The organism is Bacillus sp. FJAT-29790 (assembly GCF_019039215.1).
In the GTDB taxonomy this organism is placed as follows: Bacteria; Bacillota; Bacilli; order Bacillales; family Cytobacillaceae; genus Cytobacillus.
This window is the reverse complement of record NZ_JAHNZZ010000001.1, coordinates 2,736,328-2,755,689: the sequence shown is the minus strand read 5'-3', so window position 1 is coordinate 2,755,689 and position 19,362 is coordinate 2,736,328. Positions and strand designations below refer to the sequence as shown.

The following is a 19,362-nucleotide window of genomic DNA, read 5'->3' as shown; positions in this document are numbered from 1 at the left end:
CAGCGGAAATCAACGGGCAAACTTTGAAGGCTAAAACAACAATATATGCGAAAACAGCCTAATAAAAAGGAGAGAATAGATCTTGCAAACGGCATCTAAAGAAAAAACTTTTAATAACTTTATCAATAATGAGTGGGTAGAATCAGAATCCCGGGAAACAATTAAGAGCATTAGTCCTGCGAATAAAGCAGAAGTGGTCGGTTATGTTCAAAATTCTACGAAGGAAGATTTAGAAAAAGCGGTACAGGCTGCTCACCAGGCGAAAAAATCTTGGCGAAAACTTGGACAAGCGGCACGGGGTCAATTGTTATATAAAGTAGCTAATATTATCGAAGAGAACTTAGAGGATATTGCTGAAACAATGACAAGAGAAATGGGCAAAACACTTCCCGAAGCAAAAGGCGAAACAGCTCGCGGTGTGGCTATTCTTCGTTATTATGCCGGTGAAGGAATGAGGAAGGATGGGGACGTAATTCCTTCTTCTGATAAGGATGCCCTTATGTTTACTAAACGTGCACCATTAGGCGTAGTAGGCGTAATCACTCCATGGAATTTTCCTGTGGCTATTCCTATTTGGAAAATTGCACCGGCCCTTGTTTATGGAAATACTGTTGTCTTAAAACCTGCTACTGAGGGTGCTGTAACGGCTGCGAAAGTAGTAAGCTGCTTCGCCAAAGCAGGATTTCCGGAAGGCGTACTCAATTTTGTTACGGGTTCTGGTTCAGTGATTGGTCAAGCTTTAATTGATCACCCGCTGTTAAATGGAATTACATTTACTGGTTCTGAAAGCGTAGGAGAAGGAGTAGCAAAATCAGCAGCAAATAGGGGAATCAAGTTTCAATTAGAAATGGGAGGAAAGAACCCTGTTATTGTAACAAAAGATGCTGACTTGGATAAGGCAGTAGAAGCGGTTATCAGCGGCGGCTTTCGTTCTACAGGCCAAAAATGTACAGCATCAAGCCGTGTGATTGTCGAAACAGAAATTTACGATGCTTTTAAAGAAAAATTGATTCAGGAAACAAAAAAAATTACTGTTGGGGATGGCTTAAAAGAAGGAATATGGATGGGCCCATGTGCAAGTGAAAGCCAACTAAATACAGTGAAAAAATATATTGAAATTGGGAAAGAAGAGGGAGCTTCTCTCATTTATGGGGGAGAGCAGTTGGCTGGTGAAGAGTTCGATAAAGGTTTTTATGTGTCGCCAACTATTTTTGAAGATGTGCAGCCGGAAATGGCTATTGCTCAGGAGGAAATCTTTGGGCCAGTCATTGGACTAATCAAAGCAGAAAACCTGGATCAAGCAATTGAAATCGCCAATAGTACAAAATATGGACTGAGTGCATCGATCTTTACTTCAAGGATTGACTCTTTGCTTGAATTCATTGATGAAATGGATGCAGGGCTTGTCAGAATTAATGCTGAAAGCGCTGGAGTTGAACTTCAAGCACCATTCGGAGGCATGAAAGCATCAAGTACTGGGGCGAGAGAACAAGGGGAAGCAGCAAAGGAATTTTACACAGCTATTAAAACTGTATTTATTAAAGGATAATTTAATAAACGGCAGTGAGGTGCCTATTTTAGGGAACTCTCGAAATTTTTCAATATTTATCAATGAGGTGAAGCGTTGAAAATTACAAAGCTTACTCTATATAAAGTTCCACCACGCTGGCTGTTTGTTAAAATCGAAACAGACGAGGGAATATCGGGGTGGGGCGAGCCAGTTGTAGAAGGACGAGCTGAAACAGTTAAAGCATGTGTGAATGAATTGTCAGATTATCTGATCGGGAAAAATCCAAATGACATCGAGGATATTTGGCAAACACTTTATCGCGGTGGATTTTATCGTGGCGGTCCTATATTAATGAGTGCTATTTCCGGAATTGAGCAAGCTCTTTGGGATATTAAGGGGAAGTACTTTCAAGTTCCAGTATATGAAATGCTTGGTGGAAAAGCCCGTAAGAAAATTAAGGTCTACTCCTGGGTAGGGGGCGATCGGCCGCAAGATGTAGTTGCTGCTGCTAAGGAAAAGCAAGATCAAGGCTTTTTGGCCATTAAAATGAATGCATCTGAAGAAATGAATTATATTGATAGCTTTTCAAAAGTTGAACAAGTTATTGAACGAGTTGCTTCTATTCGGGAAGCCGTTGGAAAAGACTTTGGCATTGGTGTTGATTTTCATGGCCGCATTCATAAAACTATGGCAAAAACGTTGGTAAAGGAACTCGAGCCGTATAGGCCAATGTTTATTGAGGAGCCAGTTCTGCCTGAGAATAATGAAGCATTACGAGAGATTGCCAGATATACAACTTGCCCAATTGCAACGGGGGAAAGAATGTATACACGCTGGGGTTTCAAACAGCTGCTTGCGGATGGATATGTGGATATCATTCAGCCTGATTTATCACATGCAGGTGGAATATTAGAAGGAAAGAAAATTGCAGCAATGGCCGAAGCATATGATGTTGCCGTTGCCCCGCACTGTCCACTTGGACCGATGACGTTGGCTTCTTCTCTTCATCTCGATGCTTGCACACCAAACTTTATTATACAAGAGCAAAGCCTTGGTATTCACTATAACGAAGGCATGGATATTCTTGATTACATCAAGAATCCTGAAGTTTTTAAATATGAAAACGGATATGTCAATATCCCAGAGTTACCAGGATTAGGAATAGAAATGGATGAAGAGAAAGTAAAGGAAGCTGCCCAAATCGGCCATAATTGGAAAAATCCAATTTGGCGACATGAGGACGGAAGTATTGCGGAGTGGTAAATCAAAACGGAAGGGAAGAGAAGGCGGATGAAGTTTCATGGCATAATCCCCCCTGTTGTTACCTTATTTGATGAATGTGGAAATCTCGATCTAAATTTGAATCGAAGGTATCTTGAAGAACTGCTTCAACATAAAGTTCATGGCATTTTGTTGATGGGAAGTTCGGGCGAATTCTCCTCTTTAACAATGGAAGAGCGGAAATTGTATGTAAGGGAAATGATTAAATACGTTAATAAGCGTGTCCCTGTATTAGTAGGAATCGGCCACACTGCGTTAAAAGAGGTGTTAGAATTATGCTCCTATGCCGAGGAACAAGGGGCTGATGGAGTGCTAGCGGTCAATCCATATTATTGGCATCTCTCGGAGGAGCAGTTATATCGCTTTTTTTCAAACATTGCTGAAAATACGAATTTACCTATTCTTTTATATAATATTCCTGCATTTACCGGGCAGTCCATTTCAGTAGAATTGGTCAAAAAATTGGCTCTAAATTATCGGAATATTTGTGGTATTAAGGAAACAGTAAGTGAAATTAGCCATATTCGGCAAATGATTTCGGAAGTAACAAAATTACGAAGTGACTTTATGGTCTTTTCAGCTTTTGATGAGCATTTATTACCGGCACAAATGATTGGTGCTGCAGGAAGTATTAATGGCAGTGCTGTATTTGCCCCGGAGATTTCTGTTCATTTGTATGAAGAATATCAGAAGGGCAATCTAGCTGAGGCAGAAAGGCTACACAAAAAATTATCGGAATTAATGGAAATCTATTCGATTTGCCCATCCTTCTTTATGCCTATGAAAGAAGGAGTGCACCAGAGGTGGTTTAGTGAAAAGACAGGGCACCGGGCACCGTTTGATGTATATCCTGAAGATCTGCCAATGAAAGTAGCTTCGCTTTTAAAAATAATAGAGATGAAAGAAGGAATACCAAAGTGAAAGAATCTCGAGAGTTACTAGAGAAACTTGGCTACCCATCCACGGACTTAAGAGAACTTCCTACTTCAAAGAAAACATTTCCAGACGGGGCACAGTACCGGATTGAAATCCCGAGTGTGGAAGGGCCGGTTGCATTAAAAGAAACGTTGAAAGAAATTGATCGTTATGGCCTGACGATTCACCGTATTTCTCAAGGAAGCGGAATAATGCTTCAAACAGATGAGGAAATTCTTGAGATGTGTAATCTGACTGCAGAAAGGGGGATGGAACTCAGTTTGTTTGTTGGACCGCGGGGTACATGGGATATCAGTGCTCAGCCATTAACGAGTGGCGGAAAATCGATTGCATTGCGCCATGAGGGCGCCGATCAGCTCGTCTATGCAATGGAAGATTTAAAAAGAGGAGCCAAGCTAGGACTAAGAGGTGCATTAGTGGCTGATGAAGGCCTTTTGATGCTAACGAAAGAAATGAAAAAGCATGGGCAATTGCCGGAAGACTTTGTCGTAAAAGTATCCGTGCAAATGGGTTCGGCTAACCCGGTTTCTGTCAAGCTAATGCAAGACCTTGGTGCAGATACTTATAACGTTCCAACAGCACTTACATTGTCGAAACTAGCATCTATTCGCCAATCAATTGATATACCAATTGATTTATATGTTGAGGTTCCTGACAATTTTGGCGGTTTCCTGCGCTATTATGAAATTCCGGAAATCATTCGTGTCTTAGCGCCCGTTTACATTAAATTTGGGTTACGCAATCATCCTGATGTATATCCGTCTGGGAAGCAGTGGGAGAGTACAAATATTTCACTTGTTCAGGAGCGGGTTCGCCGTGCTTCACTTGGCATTCAAATGATCGAGCGCTATTGCCCAGAAGCAAAAACATCAAAACTAGGTGCTAAAGGGCTCGGTATTCCGAAAGTTAGCACAGTATCTTTAGGAAGCTAGTTCGAGAGCAAGGTTCCTGGGATAAGCTGTAACGCTTCTATCTCAGGAATTTTCTATCCTTATACTGTATTAAAGCACACTGTTGATTTTGGCACTTTGTTGATTGCGGCGGAAGGCGCGAGACTCCTGCGGGAATGCGAGTCAAAGGGAGACCCCGCAGGCGCGATAGCGCCGAGGAGGCTCCCGGACCGCCCGCGGAAAGCGAGTGCCTGGAGCGGAAATCAACAGGCAAGATTAACAGAGCCTATCCTTTTGAAATGAGGTTTCAATTATGACATTTAAAGTACTGCTTACAGATTATGAATTTGAACATTTAACTTACGAAGAGAAAATTTTTAATGAGGCAGATATTAAGGTGGATTTTGTAAAGGCACAGTGTAAAACAGAAGAAGAGGTTATCGAATATGCAAAAGATGCCCATGCCATTCTAAATCAATATGCACCTATATCACGAAGGGTTATTGAATCCCTGGAGAATTGTAAAGTCATTTCCCGCTATGGGGTGGGTGTTAATACAATTGATTTAGATTCAGCACAAGAAAAAGGCATTACCGTTGCAAATGTTCCTGATTATGGGATGGAGGAAGTTTCGAACCATGCACTGGCCCTTCTATTATCATGGGCACGAAAAGTAACTTTGCTGAACAATCAAGTAAAGCAGGGAAATTGGGATTTTAAAGCAGGGGTGCCCATTCATCGCTTCAACGAGCAAACAGTAGGTGTACTAGGTTTCGGGAGAATTCCACGCCGCTTCATCGAAAAAGTGAAACCGCTTGGTTTCAAGACAGCAGCTTATGATCCTTTTGTTTCGGCAGAGGAGATGAAGGAAGTTGGTGTCGTGAAGATGGAGCTGGATGAGATTATCCGTATATCAGACTTTCTATCTGTTCATGTCCCCTTAGTTAAGGATACATTCCATTTAATTAATGAAGAGCGACTGAGCCAAATGAAAAAAAATGCTGTTATTATCAATACTGCCCGTGGTCCAATAATCGACGAAGCAGCCCTTGCAGATGCTTTATCAAAAGGAATGATCGCGGGAGCTGCCATAGATGTAGCCGAAGAAGAACCGATAAACAGCAGCAGTCCTTTATTGAAAATGGAAAATGTCATTATTACACCACACAGTGCTTGGTATTCTGAGGAGGCCATGGTGGAATTAAGAAAGAAAGCGGCATTAAATATCGTTCAAGTATTAAGTGGGGAAAAGACTCCTTACGCTTTAACATAAAGAAAAAAAGCACTCATTTAATCTTTATGTATTAACACCAGGGATGGTAATTGTTCTTTTTAAGGAGGGAAAATAATGTCGCTATTTAAAAAAATTGATCGTTACTTTGAGGAGTCAGTCGTCGCTGTTTTGTTTTCAGCAATGGTTATTCTAACATTTATACAGGTTTTATCACGCTTTGTTTTTAACTTTTCTCTCGGATGGTCAGAGGAAATCTCGCGTTATTTCTTTGTATGGTTAATATACATTTCTGCCGCCATGGCTGCCAAGCACCGCCGTCATATTCGAGTTGAAATTATTGATACAATCTTTCCGCGGTTTATTTCAAAGTGGTTTGGGCTCTTGTCGGATTTATTATGGGTAGCCTTTGCTGTTTTCGTTGCTTTTTACGGATATGAGATTGTCGTAAAGATGATGGGACATAAACAGCTTTCACCAGCCGTTCATTTGCCAATGTGGCTTGTTTATACCATTATTCCTTTCGGTTATGGTTTGATAGCATTACGTGTATTACAAGGTATTATTGGTCGCTTCCGAGGTGATGATGATTTATCCGATGAAGAAAAATTAAAGAGAGCAATAGAGGGGTGATATGATGTCAGCACCATTGGTATTAGGATTAGTATTAATTATTTGTTTAATCATTGGAGTGCCAATCGCTTTCTCTATGGGAATTGCAACAGTCTCAGCATTGCTAGTAGGGGGAATTCCGGCGTCATTTATAGCTCAGCAATCCTTTACAGCGGTTGATTCATTCCCGATTATGGCTGTTCCATTCTTCATTTTAGCTGGTGCCTTAATGGAAACAGGCGGTCTATCAAAAAGGATTATTAACGTTGCACAAGAAATGATGGGGAATATTACCGGCGGGTTTGGGATTGTAACAATTGTTGCCTGTTCCATCTTTGCCGCTATCTCTGGTTCCAGCCCTGCGACTGTTGCTGCGATCGGATCAATTATGATTCCGGCGATGGTTGCTAGAGGATATAGTAAAGAGTTTGCTTCTGCAGTAGCTGGATCTGGTGGAGGTTTAGGGATTGTTATCCCTCCATCGATTCCAATGATTATTTATGGTGTCGTCACAGGTGTTTCGATTGGGGATATGTTCTTAGCAGGATTCGTTCCTGGTATTTTCTTAGCACTCTTAATGATTCTAGTAGTCTATCTTATTTCCAAAAAAAGAGGCTATGTTGGGACAGGACAAAAGTTTACTTTTGCTAGATTTGCTAAAACATCAAAGGATGCTTTCTGGGCTTTAATGGCGCCGGTAATTATTCTTGGCGGTATATATAGCGGTGCATTTACTCCAACGGAATCGGCGGTTATTGCGGTTGTCTATGGATTAATTGTTGGCTTGTATGTGTATAAAGAATTAAAGTGGAAAGATATACCGAAGATTCTAATATCTTCTGCGATGATGACTGGAACCGTAATGATTATTCTCGGAACAGCTACTGCCTTCGGTAAGCTTGTATCGATGTATCAGGTTCCAAATCAATTGGCAGACTTAATATTAGGAGTTTCTGAAAATAAATATGTTGTTCTACTATTAATCACGGTACTCATTTTATTTGTAGGAACGTTTATGGAAACGTTGTCTATTATTATCATCCTTGCACCATTATTCTTGCCTGTACTAGAGCAATTAGGTGTGAATCCAATCCATTTTGGGATGCTACTGATTGTCGGAGCAGAAATTGGAATGATGACACCACCGCTTGGAGTTAATCTCTTTGTAGCATCAGGAATTACCGGGCTGTCTATTGAAAAGGTAGCAAAAGCCATCTTGCCGTTCGTAGGTATCCTGATTGTTGGTTTAATCATTATGTTATTTGTTCCATGGATCTCTCTAGTCATTCCAAATCTATTCGCAAAATAGATTCGTCTATAGCAATGACAACTTTGACTTGTGCTTGGAGGGAAAGAAATTGAAACAGCTAGATGTAGTAACATTTGGCGAAACAATGGTTTTATTTAATCCTGAGCAAATGCTTCCACTAGAATATAATCATAAATTTTTTAAGCAAATCGGTGGGGCAGAATCAAACGTGGCGATTGGGTTGCAAAGATTAGGCCATACAGTAGGCTGGTTCAGTAAGCTTGGGAATGACCCATTTGGAAGATATGTCCACAATTTTGTTCGTGGTGAAGGGGTCGATACCACGCGCTGCCTGTTTACAGACGAGGCGCTAACAGGTATTTTCTTCAAAGAGAAAAAATCGGCAACCAATATGCAAGTTTATTATTATCGTAAGAATTCCGCAGCAAGTTTAATCACCCCTGATGAGATAGATGAAGAATACATCGCTAATGCAAAAATGCTTCATTTAACAGGAATAACGCCTGCATTAAGTGAATCTAGCCGCCAAACTGTCTTTAGAGCAATTGATATTGCGAAAAAACATCAAGTCAAAATTAGCTTTGATCCAAATATTCGTTTTAAACTGTGGAGCCAAGAAGAAGCAAGAGAAGTATTAATTCAAATGGCAAATGAAGCGGATGTCATTCTTCCTGGGTTAGACGAAGGACAATTTATCACGGGCAAAACAACTCCAGAAGAAATTGCGGAGTTTTTATCTCCGCAAAAGGACAAGATCATTATTATAAAGCTTGGTGAAAAGGGTGCTTATTATTATACAGGAGTCGAACAAGGATATGTTAAAGGCTTCCCTGTTTCAGAAATGGTCGATCCGGTAGGAGCAGGCGACGGATTCGCAGCAGGTGTTATCAGTGGTATTTTGCGTAATGAACCAATCAACGAAGCTGTAAGGCGGGGTAATGCTATTGGGGCAATTGTTGTTGGAGCGAATGGAGATGTTGAAGGTCTTCCATACAGGAGCGAAGTTGAGCAATTGATGCAGGGGGATTCAAACGCTCAGGATGTAAAAAGGTAAGAGAGGGTTTGGATATGGAAAAATTAATGAATATTCATAGATTGGTTGATTCGGGTTTAGTAGCAGTTATCCGAAGACCAAAAGCTGAACAGATTGCTTTCATTGCAGAAGCTCTAGTAAATGGTGGAGTTGGAGCACTTGAAATTACGGTTGAAACGCCGGGTGTTTTTCGTATGATTGAACAAATTAAGCAAGAATTCGGTCAGCAGGTACTTGTTGGTGCTGGAACCGTACTTGATGCAGAAACTGCAAAAACGGCGATTGAAGCAGGTTCAGACTTTATTTTCTCCCCAATCGTCGATGAAAAAACAATAGAAATGACGAACAGTTATGGGAAAATTTCTATTCCGGGTGCGATGACACCAACTGAAATCGTAAAGGCCTATCAGGCCGGTGCGGATATTCTGAAAATTTTCCCTGGGAACTCGTTAGGACCGAACTACTTAAAAGAATTAAAAGGACCTCTTGGCCATATTCCTATGATGCCAACTGGAGGTGTTTCTTTAGATAATGTTGAACAATTTGTTAGAAATGGAGCAGTAGCTGTTGGTGTAGGCGGAACACTGCTCAACAAACAGGCAATTGCAGAAGGTAGATATGAAGTATTAACAGACATTGCAAGTAAATTTACCGCCTCAATCAAAAGAGCCCGACTTGAGGAACAGAAAAATAAAAGACCCTATTTAGGAGATGCAGGAAAACACTCAAATCCCACCGTTATTAAGTAGTAATGTAAAGCCTCGGTATATTAACCGAGGCTTTTTCATTTTGTTTCCCTAATAATGGAGCGAATATTACGGAGTTTTTTTATTCTGCTTAGCAAATAAGAGTTAATAAAAGAAAATGAGCCATTTTAATCGATTGAACCGTTTTCTTATAACATTGTAATTCTATGATCATATGGTATGCTTTTTCTTGTTTTTATCGGCCCTGACTTTGAGGAGGGTTCAAAGTCATATTAAATAATGATACAGGGGGATTCCTTTGAAAGTTTTAACAACAAAAGAACAATGGTTTGGCAATATTAAGGGGGACATCCTGTCAGGAATTGTTGTGGCGTTAGCTCTTATTCCGGAAGCGATTGCTTTCTCCATTATTGCTAGTTGGTGATATGGGGGCGTTAACCTCTACATTGCCTACATTTTTAATTCCAGATGTTCCATTTAACCTTGAAACGTTTAAAATCATTTTCCCATATTCAATTGCGCTGGCGATTGTTGGTTTGCTCGAGACATTGCTGACATCATCCATTGTCAATGATAGGACCGATACAGCGAGTGACAAAAACAAGGAAAGCCGTGGTCAGGGAATCGCAAATATCGTTGCCGGTCTATTCGGCGGGATGGCCGGATGTGCGATGATCGGTCAATCCGTTATCAATGTGAAATCTGGTGAAAGAGGAAGGCTTTCTGCATTGGTTGCTGGGACATTCTTAATGTTTCTGATCCTTGTCTTAGGAAACATCGTTGTGCAAATCCCAATGGCTGCGTTAGTTGGTGTTATGATCATGGTTTCAATTGGAACGTTTGACTGGACTTCCATTAAAGGTCTGAAAATATTTAGCTTTTTTAAAAATAATTTTTCAGGTGAAAGATCACATTTTTTTAAATAAGCTTCCCCATTTCTCAAGAAACAGAGAATAAAAGAAGTTTCAATCAACTAGTCTTCTTCATATAAATAAAAATATGGGCAAACAAATGAAAAAAATTCCTGAAAAATCACACCTTAATTACTCCCTCTCTTATTTTATTAAGTGGTAAAATAGGTTAGTGTAACCCAAGAATGGAGGTTCATTTAATTAATGAAAACTAAAGTTGGACTATTGTATGGCGGAAAATCCGCAGAACATAAAGTATCTATGCAGACAGCAATGGCAGTTATAGGAGCGTTGGATCTAGAGAAATTTGAAATTCATCCTATTTATATATCTGAAGATGGGCAGTGGATTAAAGGGCAGCAGTTAACAGGCCCTGTTTCTCACGTGAATGAACTGGCATTTTCAAACGGAGAGGCATTGTCGCAAACGGCATTAGCTCCGAATTTATTTCAGGCTGCTGAAAATAATGAATCTTTTGATGTTATTTTCCCATTATTGCACGGACCAAATGGGGAAGACGGCACAGTTCAGGGCTTATTAGAGCTCCTAAATCTTCCTTATGTTGGGAACGGTGTCCTTGCTTCCTCAGCGGGAATGGATAAAGTCATTATGAAGAATATCTTTGCGCAAGCAGGCCTACCACAAGTAAAGTATAACTGGTTTATCCGCAGTGAATGGGAGAAATCCAAGGATTTAGCATATGAAAAAGTGGAAAATGAGCTTGGGTACCCTTGTTTTGTTAAACCGGCAAACCTTGGTTCGAGTGTTGGAATAAGTAAGTGTACAAACCGCTCTCAATTAGAGAAAGCATTTGTTGATGCTTTTCAATTTGACCGAAAGATTATTATAGAAGAAGGCGTAACGGCAAGAGAAATTGAAGCTGGTGTTCTTGGCAATGACCACCCAGAATGCTCAGTTGCCGGAGAGATTGTACCGAAAATGGACTTTTATGATTATAAGGCAAAATATGAGGATGGAGAAACTGCTTTAATTATCCCAGCTGAAATTTCAGAGGCGGAATACGGTGCATTAAAGGAAATGGCTATACGAGCGTATAAGGCGCTTGATTGTTCAGGGCTTGTAAGAGCTGATTTCTTTTTAACGAGGGAAGGAAAATTCTATATTAACGAAATCAATACAATGCCTGGTTTCACGCCATTCAGTATGTTCCCTTTACTCTGGAAACATACTGGAGTGGAATACCCACAACTAATTGAACGCCTAGTTAATCTTGCAATTGAAAGACACGCAGAAAAGCAGCATATTAAATATACAATGTAACAGCAAGGAACACGGCATGAAAGCCGTGTTTCCATCCTACATAAAGAAAGACTATTTTCGTAAACTTTGTTGCTTTTGTTTAAATATGATTTTATATAATAATCTGAGTTGATTGGAGCGGAGGGCACTTGACTCCAGCGGGAAATTAGAGGGAACGGGAGACCCCACAGGCGGTAACGCCGAGGAGGCTCCCGTCCCTCCCCGCGGAAAGCAAGTGCCCGCAGCGGAAATCAACGGGCAAAATTTCAAGGCGAAAAACAACAATATATGCGAAAAGAGCCTAAAGATAAGATAACGCATCATGGGTAAAAGCCAAGCTATGTGTTATGCCAATTTTAAAGGAGGTAGCCTATGATAACTAAAACTCTTCAAGAAATTACAGGAATGATTAAAATTGAGAATGATATATCGGAATTTAAAGATATAGTGATAAGCGGTGTGAGCATTGATTCTAGAAAAATCACCGCGGGGAATTTGTTCGTTCCTTTTAAAGGCGAGAATTCTGATGGACACCGATTTGTGGAAGATGCGATTAAAAAAGGCGCATCGGCGGCTTTTTGGCAAAAAGATGTGCCGAATCCCCCGCTTCATTTACCCATATTAATAGTAGAAGATCCTTTGATTGCCTTACAAGAGTTGGCAAGAAATTACCGAAATAAACTGAGTGTCAGAGTTGTCGGGATTACCGGCAGCAACGGCAAAACGACAACGAAAGACATGACCGCCAATTTGCTTTCTGTTCAATATAAGGTTCAGAAAACGGAAGGAAATTTCAACAATGAAATCGGTCTCCCATTGACCATACTTGGTTTGGAGGAGGACACAGAAATTGCTGTCCTCGAAATGGGTATGAGCAGCAAGGGTGAAATTGACTTCCTTACTCGCCTTTCGCGCCCGGAAGCTGTTATCATTACAAATATTGGAGAATCCCATCTTCTTGATTTAGGATCTAGAGAGGGGATTGCAGAGGCCAAATTAGAGATTGTTAACGGGCTCGAGGAAAACGGCATACTCGTTTATTATGGGGACGAACCACTTCTAAATGACAAGCTAAGAAATGATAAAGGCAATAAGATGATAAAAAGATTTGGCAGAAGTGAGAAAAACGACTTATTTCCTATAGAAATGAAACAGAGTGACAGTGGAAGCTGTTTTAAAATCAATGCTGCAAATTCCGAGTTCTTTCTGCCGGTATTAGGAATCCATAACGTATTAAATGCATTGTCAGCTATGACGGTTGCCGACTATTTTGGGATTCCGTTTGATAGAATGAATGATGGTTTTTCGGGACTAAAGCTAACAAATATGCGGACTGAGCTGCTGCAAGGTAAAAAAGGTGAAAAAATTATCAACGATGCTTATAATGCAAGCCCAACCTCCATGTACGCGGCGATTGAACTGATTTCCAATCTTCCTGGGTATAAAAATAAGATTCTCGTTCTTGGCGACATGCTTGAATTAGGACCAGAAGAAGAGCATTTTCATCGGAAAATGGGTGAATCCATCGATGCAGAAAAAATTGATTTTGTCTTTACATTTGGTAGTCTTAGCGAATGGATTGCCAAAGGTGCCGAAACAAGGCTGCCTGCTGACCGGGTCTTTGCTTTTACAGATAAGCAGAATCTCATTGAGGAACTGCAAAAGCGCGTAAATGAAGAAACGATTATATTGGTGAAAGCTTCGAGAGGCATGAAGCTTGAAGAAGTCGTCTCCGCACTTCAATAAGCGGCTGATAAGGTTCTTTGTCAACCGCGTACATTGCAATCATGCATTGAAAATGTTAAAATTAACATCAAAATAGCAAGTGAAATTTCTTTTAAAACCCGGACATACTCCAGTTGGAGAATGTCTTTTTTTCACTTTCGTTCCGTACTAAACAGAATGCGGAAACTCAAGTTTTCCGCGAATTGTTCAATAGAGATGTAGACCAATATTTTCAGTTGTTTTAGAAGGAGAATGAACACATTGACAAAGTTTCAAGATTTAGGCATTAGCCCTGAGACGATGAAGTCTATTAAGAGAATGGGTTTTGAAGAAGCAACACCCATCCAAGCACAAACCATCCCTTTAAGCTTAGAAAATAAAGATATGATCGGACAGGCTCAAACAGGTACGGGAAAAACGGCTGCGTTCGGCATTCCAATGATCGACAAAATCGATTATGAAAAAGATGTCATTCAAGGAATTGTCATTGCACCAACTCGTGAGCTTGCTATTCAAGTTTCCGAAGAGTTATATAAAATCGGTTATGGGAAAAGAACGAGGGTGCTCGCTATTTATGGTGGACAAGATATTAACCGCCAAATTCGTGCTTTAAAGAATCGTCCGCACATTATCGTCGGTACACCTGGACGGATTTTAGACCATATTAACCGTAAAACACTTCGTCTTGAAAATGTTCATACGGCGATACTTGATGAGGCAGATGAAATGCTGAATATGGGATTCATTGATGATATTGAAGCGATTCTAGCCCAAATTCCGGTAGAAAGACAAACGTTATTATTCTCAGCTACGATGCCTGGTCCAATCCGAAGAATGGCTGAGCGATTTATGAAGGATCCACAGGTAGTACGTGTGAAAACAAAAGAAGTCACTGTGCCGCTAATTGAACAGTATTATGTGGAAGTTCAGGAAAAGAGTAAATTTGACGTCTTGACGAGGCTTCTTGATATTCAGTCACCAGAGCTTGCCATTATTTTCGGACGGACAAAACGAAGAGTAGATGAACTGGCAGAAGCGTTGAACTTAAGAGGCTATACGGCAGAAGGAATCCACGGAGACTTAAGCCAAGCCAAACGTATTTCTGTTTTACGGAAATTTAAGGAAGGCTCCATCGATATCCTTGTCGCGACGGATGTCGCCGCCCGTGGTTTAGATATTTCCGGCGTTACGCATGTATATAATTTTGATATTCCGCAAGATCCTGAAAGCTATGTTCACCGAATTGGCCGTACAGGCCGAGCTGGAAAAACAGGAATGGCTATGACTTTTATTACTCCACGCGAAAAATCCTATTTACATGTCGTCGAAAGAACGACCAAAAGAAAAATGGACAAAATGAATCCGCCAACTTTGGATGAAGCCCTTGAAGGCCAGCAAAAAGCGGTTATTGAACGGATTTTGCAATCAGTGGAATCGAATAATCTGCAATATTATAAGCAAGCAGCAGAAGAACTGTTAGAACAACAAGATGCAACAACAATTGTACAGGCTGTATTAAAAATGTTAACGAAAGAGCCTGATACAACGCCTGTCAAGCTTACTGAGGAAAAGCCGATGCCTTCAAAAAGAGATAGAAGACCGGAGGATCGCAGCAAAGCTTATGGTCAAAAAGGAAGACAAATGGCACCGGCAAAGTCTCGCCAGAATCATACGGGAAAACGCCATGGACAAAGCAATAAAACCAATTCTAATCATTACCGATAAGATGAAGAGAGCGCTCAGGTGCTCTCTTCTTTGTAAATTTACAAACTAATTTAGGCTTTTGTGAAATTAAGATCCCATATCACGTCATAAGCATCTTTTACTTTTGCATACTTTGCTCCCCAGAAAGTATCCTGTAACTCCATCAATACTGTGCCTTTTTGACTTAATCGAGCATATAATTTTTGAATTTCTTCTTCGCTTTCTAGTTCAAGTGCTAATGAAATATTATTACCAGCTTGAACCGAGTCACTTAGAAAAGCATCGGATACCATAAGAAATAGATTATCTTTTTTAAATTCAGCGTGCATCACTTTGTCATCTGCTTCCGGAGGAGTTGGAAAATCTGCCTCGCCAAAGGTTTGTATCCCGAATATTTCACCTTCAAAAATTTCTTTATAGTACTCAAGTGCTTCCCTGGCATTACCGTTAAACGTAAGATAGGGTGTAGCTTGATTTTTCATAGTAAAGACCCCTTTATATTAAGATTAACTTCATAATAATATTCCGTCATATTTACTAATCCTCCTCTATTTTTTCCTTTACCATATTTCCCATTATAAAGAGATCTTAATCACGATACAAGAACAAATGTTTTATTTCTGAATATTTTTTAAATTTGATAAATATCAACCAATTGATTTTAACATAAGGAAGCCTGACTCACTGAAACCAATTACTTCTTTTGCGAAAATGCATACATAATCATTTGTATCGTATTGTGGTAAATCTTTCATTGGGTGAAGTTTCACTTTATGTCATGTATAATTAGGGTCATTATTACTAGGAATTTCAGGAGGTACCACATGGTTAGAGAACCACAAAAAAGAATATCAACTAGAGGCTTAACGGTTTGGCGAATTTCCGGTGCCATCCATTCATTGATTCCTTTGATTTTAGTAGGAGGAGCAATTGTATTAACCGTGATCTTTAGTTGGCCTATTTGGATTATTGGTGCTGCTCTAATGATATTTGCCATTTATACATACTTATTTGTCATGATTATTCCTACAATGAAATGGAAACGTTGGCGCTATGAAGTACGGGAGAATGAAATTGAGCTGCAGCATGGTGTTTTTGTTATTAAGAGGACGCTTGTCCCGATGATTAGAGTTCAGCATGTTGATACGAGGCAAGGTCCTGTTTTGCGAAAATACCGGTTAGCGACTGTAACTGTGTCGACTGCGGCAACGATCCATGAGATACCGGCACTAGATGTGACAGAAGCGGAGGAGCTCCGGTTTTTCATCTCTAATCTAGCGAGGGTGGCCGATAATGATGTCTGAACCGAAAAGGCTTCATCCAATCTCAGCGGTTGTTAACTGTTTAAAACAATTTAAAGAATTAATGATCCCATTTCTCGTTTTTGTTGTATTTGGCAGCAAGAATGGCCTTTTTCAGCTGCTTATTTCAGTTGGAGTCATTGTTATTGTTTTAGCTACCGGAATCCTCTCCTGGTTAAGATACTCCTATCGTTTGGAAGAAGGGGAGCTCCGGATAGAATATGGTGTTTTTATTCGAAAGAAAAGATACATCCCATTTGAAAGAATTCAAAGTCTCGATTTATCGGAAGGTGTCCTGCAGCGCCCATTTGGTCTTGTAAGGATGAAGGTTGAAACAGCAGGTTCCAGTGGAATGGGAGAAGCTGAAGCTGTGTTAACTGCTATTTCGAAAGACGAGGCAAACTTTATTCAGCAAACGCTATTCTCTGCTAAAAATGCAGATCGGGATATTGGTGGAGAGCCACCGGAAAAAGAAGTTCCTGAAGACTTTCTTTATAAAATTTCTCCCGGAGAGCTTTTGCTTCTAGCCTCAACCTCTGGTGGGGCAGGTGTCGTTCTATCAGCAGTTTTTGCCTTTGTTTTTCAATTCGAAGAACTCATTCCGTATGAAAGAGTCTTCAGTGGTTTGCAGGGATTTATCTCTAACGGGGTCATTTTTATTAGTATCCTTGTATTTATAGGGTTTTTGATTGCATGGGTGATTGCTTTGGTTGGAACGATGGTAAGATATGCGGGCTTCACTGTAAAGAAAATAGGGGATGACTTAATTATTTCAAGTGGGTTATTAGAGAAACGGCAGCTTACTCTTCCTTTACATCGGATACAAGCGATTCGAGTTAGTGAAAACCTTATAAGACAGCCTTTAGGGCTTAGTACTGTTTTCATAGAAAGTGCAGGGGGATCAGCACAAAATAATGAAAGTGCGCGCGTGATGATTTTGCCGATAATTAAAAAGAACCGAATTGCCGAGGTATTATCACCGTATTTAATGGATTATTCCTTAGAGACTGCCGTTTTTCCAGCACCGAAAAGAGTGTTGAAGAGATATTTATTAAGAGGGACCATAATGGTATTGCCGGTGATCGCAGTTCCTGTCCTTTTTTTCAGGCCGTGGGGGTATTTAGCCTTACTTCTACTTATCCCTTCAGCAATCTTGTCCTATTTAAAATTTAAAGATGCAGGTTGGATGATGAATAACCAGCAACTAACCTTGAGATACCGCACGTTAATAAAAAATACTGTTCTTATGAAAAAGAGTCGCATTCAATCGCTTAGTATTCAGGAAAGCTTTTTTCAAAGCAGAAAGGAGCTGGCTACCATTACTGCAGTAGTCATGTCCGGTTCTGGAGGAACGGGCGGGACGGTTGTTGATTTGGAAAAGGAGGAAGTATACGCCCTGTATGAATGGTATTCCTATACAAAATAATATACTTGTTTTTTTATAATAGGCTGTTTTCTAAATGATTGTTGTTTTTAAACACGTTTTGTATAAAGTTGATTGGAGCGGAAGGTGCGAGACTCCTGCGGGAGATGCGGGACAGGTGAGACCCCACAGGCGCAAGGCGCCGAGGAGGCTCACCGCCTGCCCCGCGGAAAGCGAACTCCTGGAGCGGAAATCAACTAGACCACATTTTGGTTAAATAGTAACAAAGTTTACAAAAACAGCCTAAAAATATAACCGTTTCTCCGTCAACTAATTAAAAAATGAATATTATAACCGATAGTAATAAGGTACTAGTTTTCTCGATTAATCCATCCTTCTATTCATCTTGGAAGAGGAAAGAAAGATGGAAAATGATTAGATGACAAACTTTGAGTGATATGCACTACGCTAAGTAAAGGAGTGCAAGGCTTAGGCCTATTATTAATATAAGGTTATTGGTAAAATATTCAACTTTATTCAGCAGAAGTTGGATTGAATATGTTTAACACTGGAGGGATTTATTATGTTTACGAGTCGAAAAAAGAATATTCAGCTACTAGAAGAGAATTCAGAATTGCAAAATCGCTTGAAGACTATTTTTGAAAAGGCCCAACAAGATGAAGAATATCTTAACGAGTTTATTGAAAGCTTTAATACTGAGTTAACAAGTGCAATCGAACAGCACGAAATGGTAAATGGGCAACATGATATTCTAGCAAATTTAGTTAGCAAAATCATGGAACGCTTTGACAAAGTGAATGTCATTAGTAAGATGTCTTACGAAAAATCCCTTGGTCTGCACGAGAAAGGTCAAAAATTAATTGAATCAACGGTTGATATGGTCAAAATATCAGAAGAAGGAAGAGACTCTGTAAGTAAAGTAGAGGGGCTCATTGCGAAGCTAGGCGAGCAATTGTCAGAAACGTCTGTCAAAATGAATCAGTTGAATGAAAGATCAAAAGAAATTGAAATGATCGTTAAAGTGATAAAAGAAATCGCTGATCAAACCAATTTATTGGCTCTCAATGCTTCCATCGAGGCAGCAAGGGCTGGTGAACACGGAAAAGGCTTTGCGGTCGTTGCTGAAGAAGTTCGGAAGTTAGCGGAAAATACAGCTGAAAGCACTCATAATATAAGTGTCCTGACGCAAAATATTCAAAAAGATATTGATGATTCTTTACAATCGACACAAATGAGTACGGGTTTAATCGAAAATGGGATTCAATTAAGCACAGACACGACAAGCAAAATTGATTATATTTTAACTGTGATCAATGAAGTGCAATCCGAAGTAAAAGAAGTGATCGATACAATCAAAGAGCAACGGGATTTCTCGAATGATGTAATCAGTGAAATAAAAGAGACAAAGTCAACTTTCGATGCAGCAAACGAAATGATATTAAAGCATATAAACGACGCAAGTGTTGTCGATGAGAAATTAGAAGATGGAATAAAGCAAATAGCGGAACTAAGAAATTTGGGAAATAAAGCACTCACAACGGTGCAATAAAAGTAATAATTAAATTGAAGTAAAGGGAAAAGAGGCGAGTAAAAAGCCCCTTTTTTTT

16 protein-coding genes and 2 pseudogenes are annotated in these 19,362 nt (G+C 39.9%); 17 read left to right on the top strand and 1 reads right to left on the bottom strand.

Annotated elements, in window-relative coordinates:
- Positions 1–82 precede the first annotated feature (82 nt).
- The 14 genes and pseudogenes from gucD (at position 83) to cshA (ending at position 15,091) form a co-directional block, all read left to right on the top strand.
- A complete protein-coding gene (gene gucD, locus BGM26_RS13000; protein ID WP_217040216.1) occupies positions 83–1,549 on the top strand; it encodes an alpha-ketoglutaric semialdehyde dehydrogenase GucD in 1,467 nt (488 codons plus the stop codon).
- A 75-nt stretch (positions 1,550–1,624) separates the two neighbouring features.
- On the top strand, positions 1,625–2,773 hold the full coding sequence (gene dgoD, locus BGM26_RS12995; protein WP_217040215.1) for a galactonate dehydratase: 1,149 nt from the start codon (positions 1,625–1,627) through the stop codon (positions 2,771–2,773).
- Positions 2,774–2,800: 27 nt separating this feature from the next.
- The gene (locus tag BGM26_RS12990) at positions 2,801–3,712 is read left to right on the top strand and encodes a dihydrodipicolinate synthase family protein (protein ID WP_217040214.1); all 912 of its coding nucleotides are present in this window, start codon (positions 2,801–2,803) and stop codon (positions 3,710–3,712) included.
- Positions 3,709–4,659 (top strand): U32 family peptidase, encoded by a 951-nt coding sequence (locus BGM26_RS12985; protein ID WP_217040213.1) that lies wholly within the window; start codon positions 3,709–3,711, stop codon positions 4,657–4,659. The genes BGM26_RS12990 and BGM26_RS12985 overlap by 4 nt, the downstream gene beginning before the upstream one ends.
- 271 nt (positions 4,660–4,930) lie before the next feature.
- Entirely contained in the window at positions 4,931–5,890 is a 960-nt protein-coding gene (locus BGM26_RS12980; RefSeq protein ID WP_217040212.1) for a C-terminal binding protein, read from the top strand.
- A 75-nt stretch (positions 5,891–5,965) separates the two neighbouring features.
- Positions 5,966–6,481 carry a TRAP transporter small permease gene (locus BGM26_RS12975; RefSeq protein ID WP_217040211.1) on the top strand — a complete coding sequence of 172 codons (516 nt, stop codon included), beginning with the start codon at positions 5,966–5,968 and terminating at the stop codon, positions 6,479–6,481.
- Between the two features lie 4 nt (positions 6,482–6,485).
- The gene (locus BGM26_RS12970; RefSeq protein WP_217040210.1) at positions 6,486–7,769 is read left to right on the top strand and encodes a TRAP transporter large permease; all 1,284 of its coding nucleotides are present in this window, start codon (positions 6,486–6,488) and stop codon (positions 7,767–7,769) included.
- 49 nt (positions 7,770–7,818) lie between these two features.
- Positions 7,819–8,784: a sugar kinase gene (locus BGM26_RS12965; RefSeq protein WP_217040209.1), complete on the top strand. Its 966-nt coding sequence runs from the start codon at positions 7,819–7,821 to the stop codon at positions 8,782–8,784.
- A gap of 14 nt (positions 8,785–8,798) precedes the next feature.
- A complete protein-coding gene (locus tag BGM26_RS12960; RefSeq protein ID WP_217040208.1) occupies positions 8,799–9,512 on the top strand; it encodes a bifunctional 4-hydroxy-2-oxoglutarate aldolase/2-dehydro-3-deoxy-phosphogluconate aldolase in 714 nt (237 codons plus the stop codon).
- Between the two features lie 256 nt (positions 9,513–9,768).
- On the top strand, positions 9,769–9,894 hold the full coding sequence (locus BGM26_RS21700) for a hypothetical protein (RefSeq protein ID WP_302053230.1): 126 nt from the start codon (positions 9,769–9,771) through the stop codon (positions 9,892–9,894).
- Positions 9,887–10,339, top strand: a pseudogene (locus BGM26_RS12955) (SulP family inorganic anion transporter); the annotation flags it as partial. The gene BGM26_RS21700 and the pseudogene BGM26_RS12955, both read left to right, overlap by 8 nt.
- A gap of 246 nt (positions 10,340–10,585) precedes the next feature.
- Entirely contained in the window at positions 10,586–11,662 is a 1,077-nt protein-coding gene (locus BGM26_RS12950) for a D-alanine--D-alanine ligase (protein ID WP_217040207.1), read from the top strand.
- A 351-nt stretch (positions 11,663–12,013) separates the two neighbouring features.
- The gene (locus BGM26_RS12945; RefSeq protein ID WP_217040206.1) at positions 12,014–13,387 is read left to right on the top strand and encodes a UDP-N-acetylmuramoyl-tripeptide--D-alanyl-D-alanine ligase; all 1,374 of its coding nucleotides are present in this window, start codon (positions 12,014–12,016) and stop codon (positions 13,385–13,387) included.
- A 240-nt stretch (positions 13,388–13,627) separates the two neighbouring features.
- Complete coding sequence (gene cshA, locus BGM26_RS12940; protein ID WP_254119272.1) at positions 13,628–15,091, top strand: degradosome RNA helicase CshA; 1,464 nt, start codon at positions 13,628–13,630, stop codon at positions 15,089–15,091.
- A 50-nt stretch (positions 15,092–15,141) separates the two neighbouring features.
- Here the strand turns inward: cshA and BGM26_RS12935 are convergent, their stop codons facing one another.
- Positions 15,142–15,552 carry a VOC family protein gene (locus tag BGM26_RS12935; protein WP_217040204.1) on the bottom strand — a complete coding sequence of 137 codons (411 nt, stop codon included), beginning with the start codon at positions 15,550–15,552 and terminating at the stop codon, positions 15,142–15,144.
- Between the two features lie 342 nt (positions 15,553–15,894).
- Between BGM26_RS12935 and BGM26_RS12930 the strand changes: the two genes are divergently transcribed.
- The 3 genes and pseudogenes from BGM26_RS12930 to BGM26_RS21955 all read left to right on the top strand — a co-directional run.
- Complete coding sequence (locus tag BGM26_RS12930) at positions 15,895–16,374, top strand: PH domain-containing protein (RefSeq protein ID WP_217040203.1); 480 nt, start codon at positions 15,895–15,897, stop codon at positions 16,372–16,374.
- The gene (locus BGM26_RS12925) at positions 16,364–17,797 is read left to right on the top strand and encodes a PH domain-containing protein (RefSeq protein ID WP_367949307.1); all 1,434 of its coding nucleotides are present in this window, start codon (positions 16,364–16,366) and stop codon (positions 17,795–17,797) included. The genes BGM26_RS12930 and BGM26_RS12925 overlap by 11 nt, the downstream gene beginning before the upstream one ends.
- A gap of 937 nt (positions 17,798–18,734) precedes the next feature.
- Positions 18,735–19,304 (top strand): annotated as a pseudogene (locus BGM26_RS21955) (methyl-accepting chemotaxis protein); the annotation flags it as partial.
- Positions 19,305–19,362: the final 58 nt, after the last annotated feature.

What these genes read in the sequence shown, in the direction of transcription:
- BGM26_RS12990 (WP_217040214.1), top strand. Translation starts at nt 2,801, where the DNA reads ATGAAGTTTCATGGCATAATCCCCCCTGTTGTTACCTTATTTGATGAA.
- BGM26_RS12980 (WP_217040212.1), top strand. Translation starts at nt 4,931, where the DNA reads ATGACATTTAAAGTACTGCTTACAGATTATGAATTTGAACATTTAACT.
- BGM26_RS12975 (WP_217040211.1), top strand. Translation starts at nt 5,966, where the DNA reads ATGTCGCTATTTAAAAAAATTGATCGTTACTTTGAGGAGTCAGTCGTC.
- BGM26_RS12970 (WP_217040210.1), top strand. Translation starts at nt 6,486, where the DNA reads ATGTCAGCACCATTGGTATTAGGATTAGTATTAATTATTTGTTTAATC.
- BGM26_RS12960 (WP_217040208.1), top strand. Translation starts at nt 8,799, where the DNA reads ATGGAAAAATTAATGAATATTCATAGATTGGTTGATTCGGGTTTAGTA.
- BGM26_RS12950 (WP_217040207.1), top strand. Translation starts at nt 10,586, where the DNA reads ATGAAAACTAAAGTTGGACTATTGTATGGCGGAAAATCCGCAGAACAT.
- BGM26_RS12945 (WP_217040206.1), top strand. Translation starts at nt 12,014, where the DNA reads ATGATAACTAAAACTCTTCAAGAAATTACAGGAATGATTAAAATTGAG.
- BGM26_RS12935 (WP_217040204.1), bottom strand. Translation starts at nt 15,552, where the DNA reads ATGAAAAATCAAGCTACACCCTATCTTACGTTTAACGGTAATGCCAGG.
- BGM26_RS12930 (WP_217040203.1), top strand. Translation starts at nt 15,895, where the DNA reads ATGGTTAGAGAACCACAAAAAAGAATATCAACTAGAGGCTTAACGGTT.
- BGM26_RS12925 (WP_367949307.1), top strand. Translation starts at nt 16,364, where the DNA reads ATGATGTCTGAACCGAAAAGGCTTCATCCAATCTCAGCGGTTGTTAAC.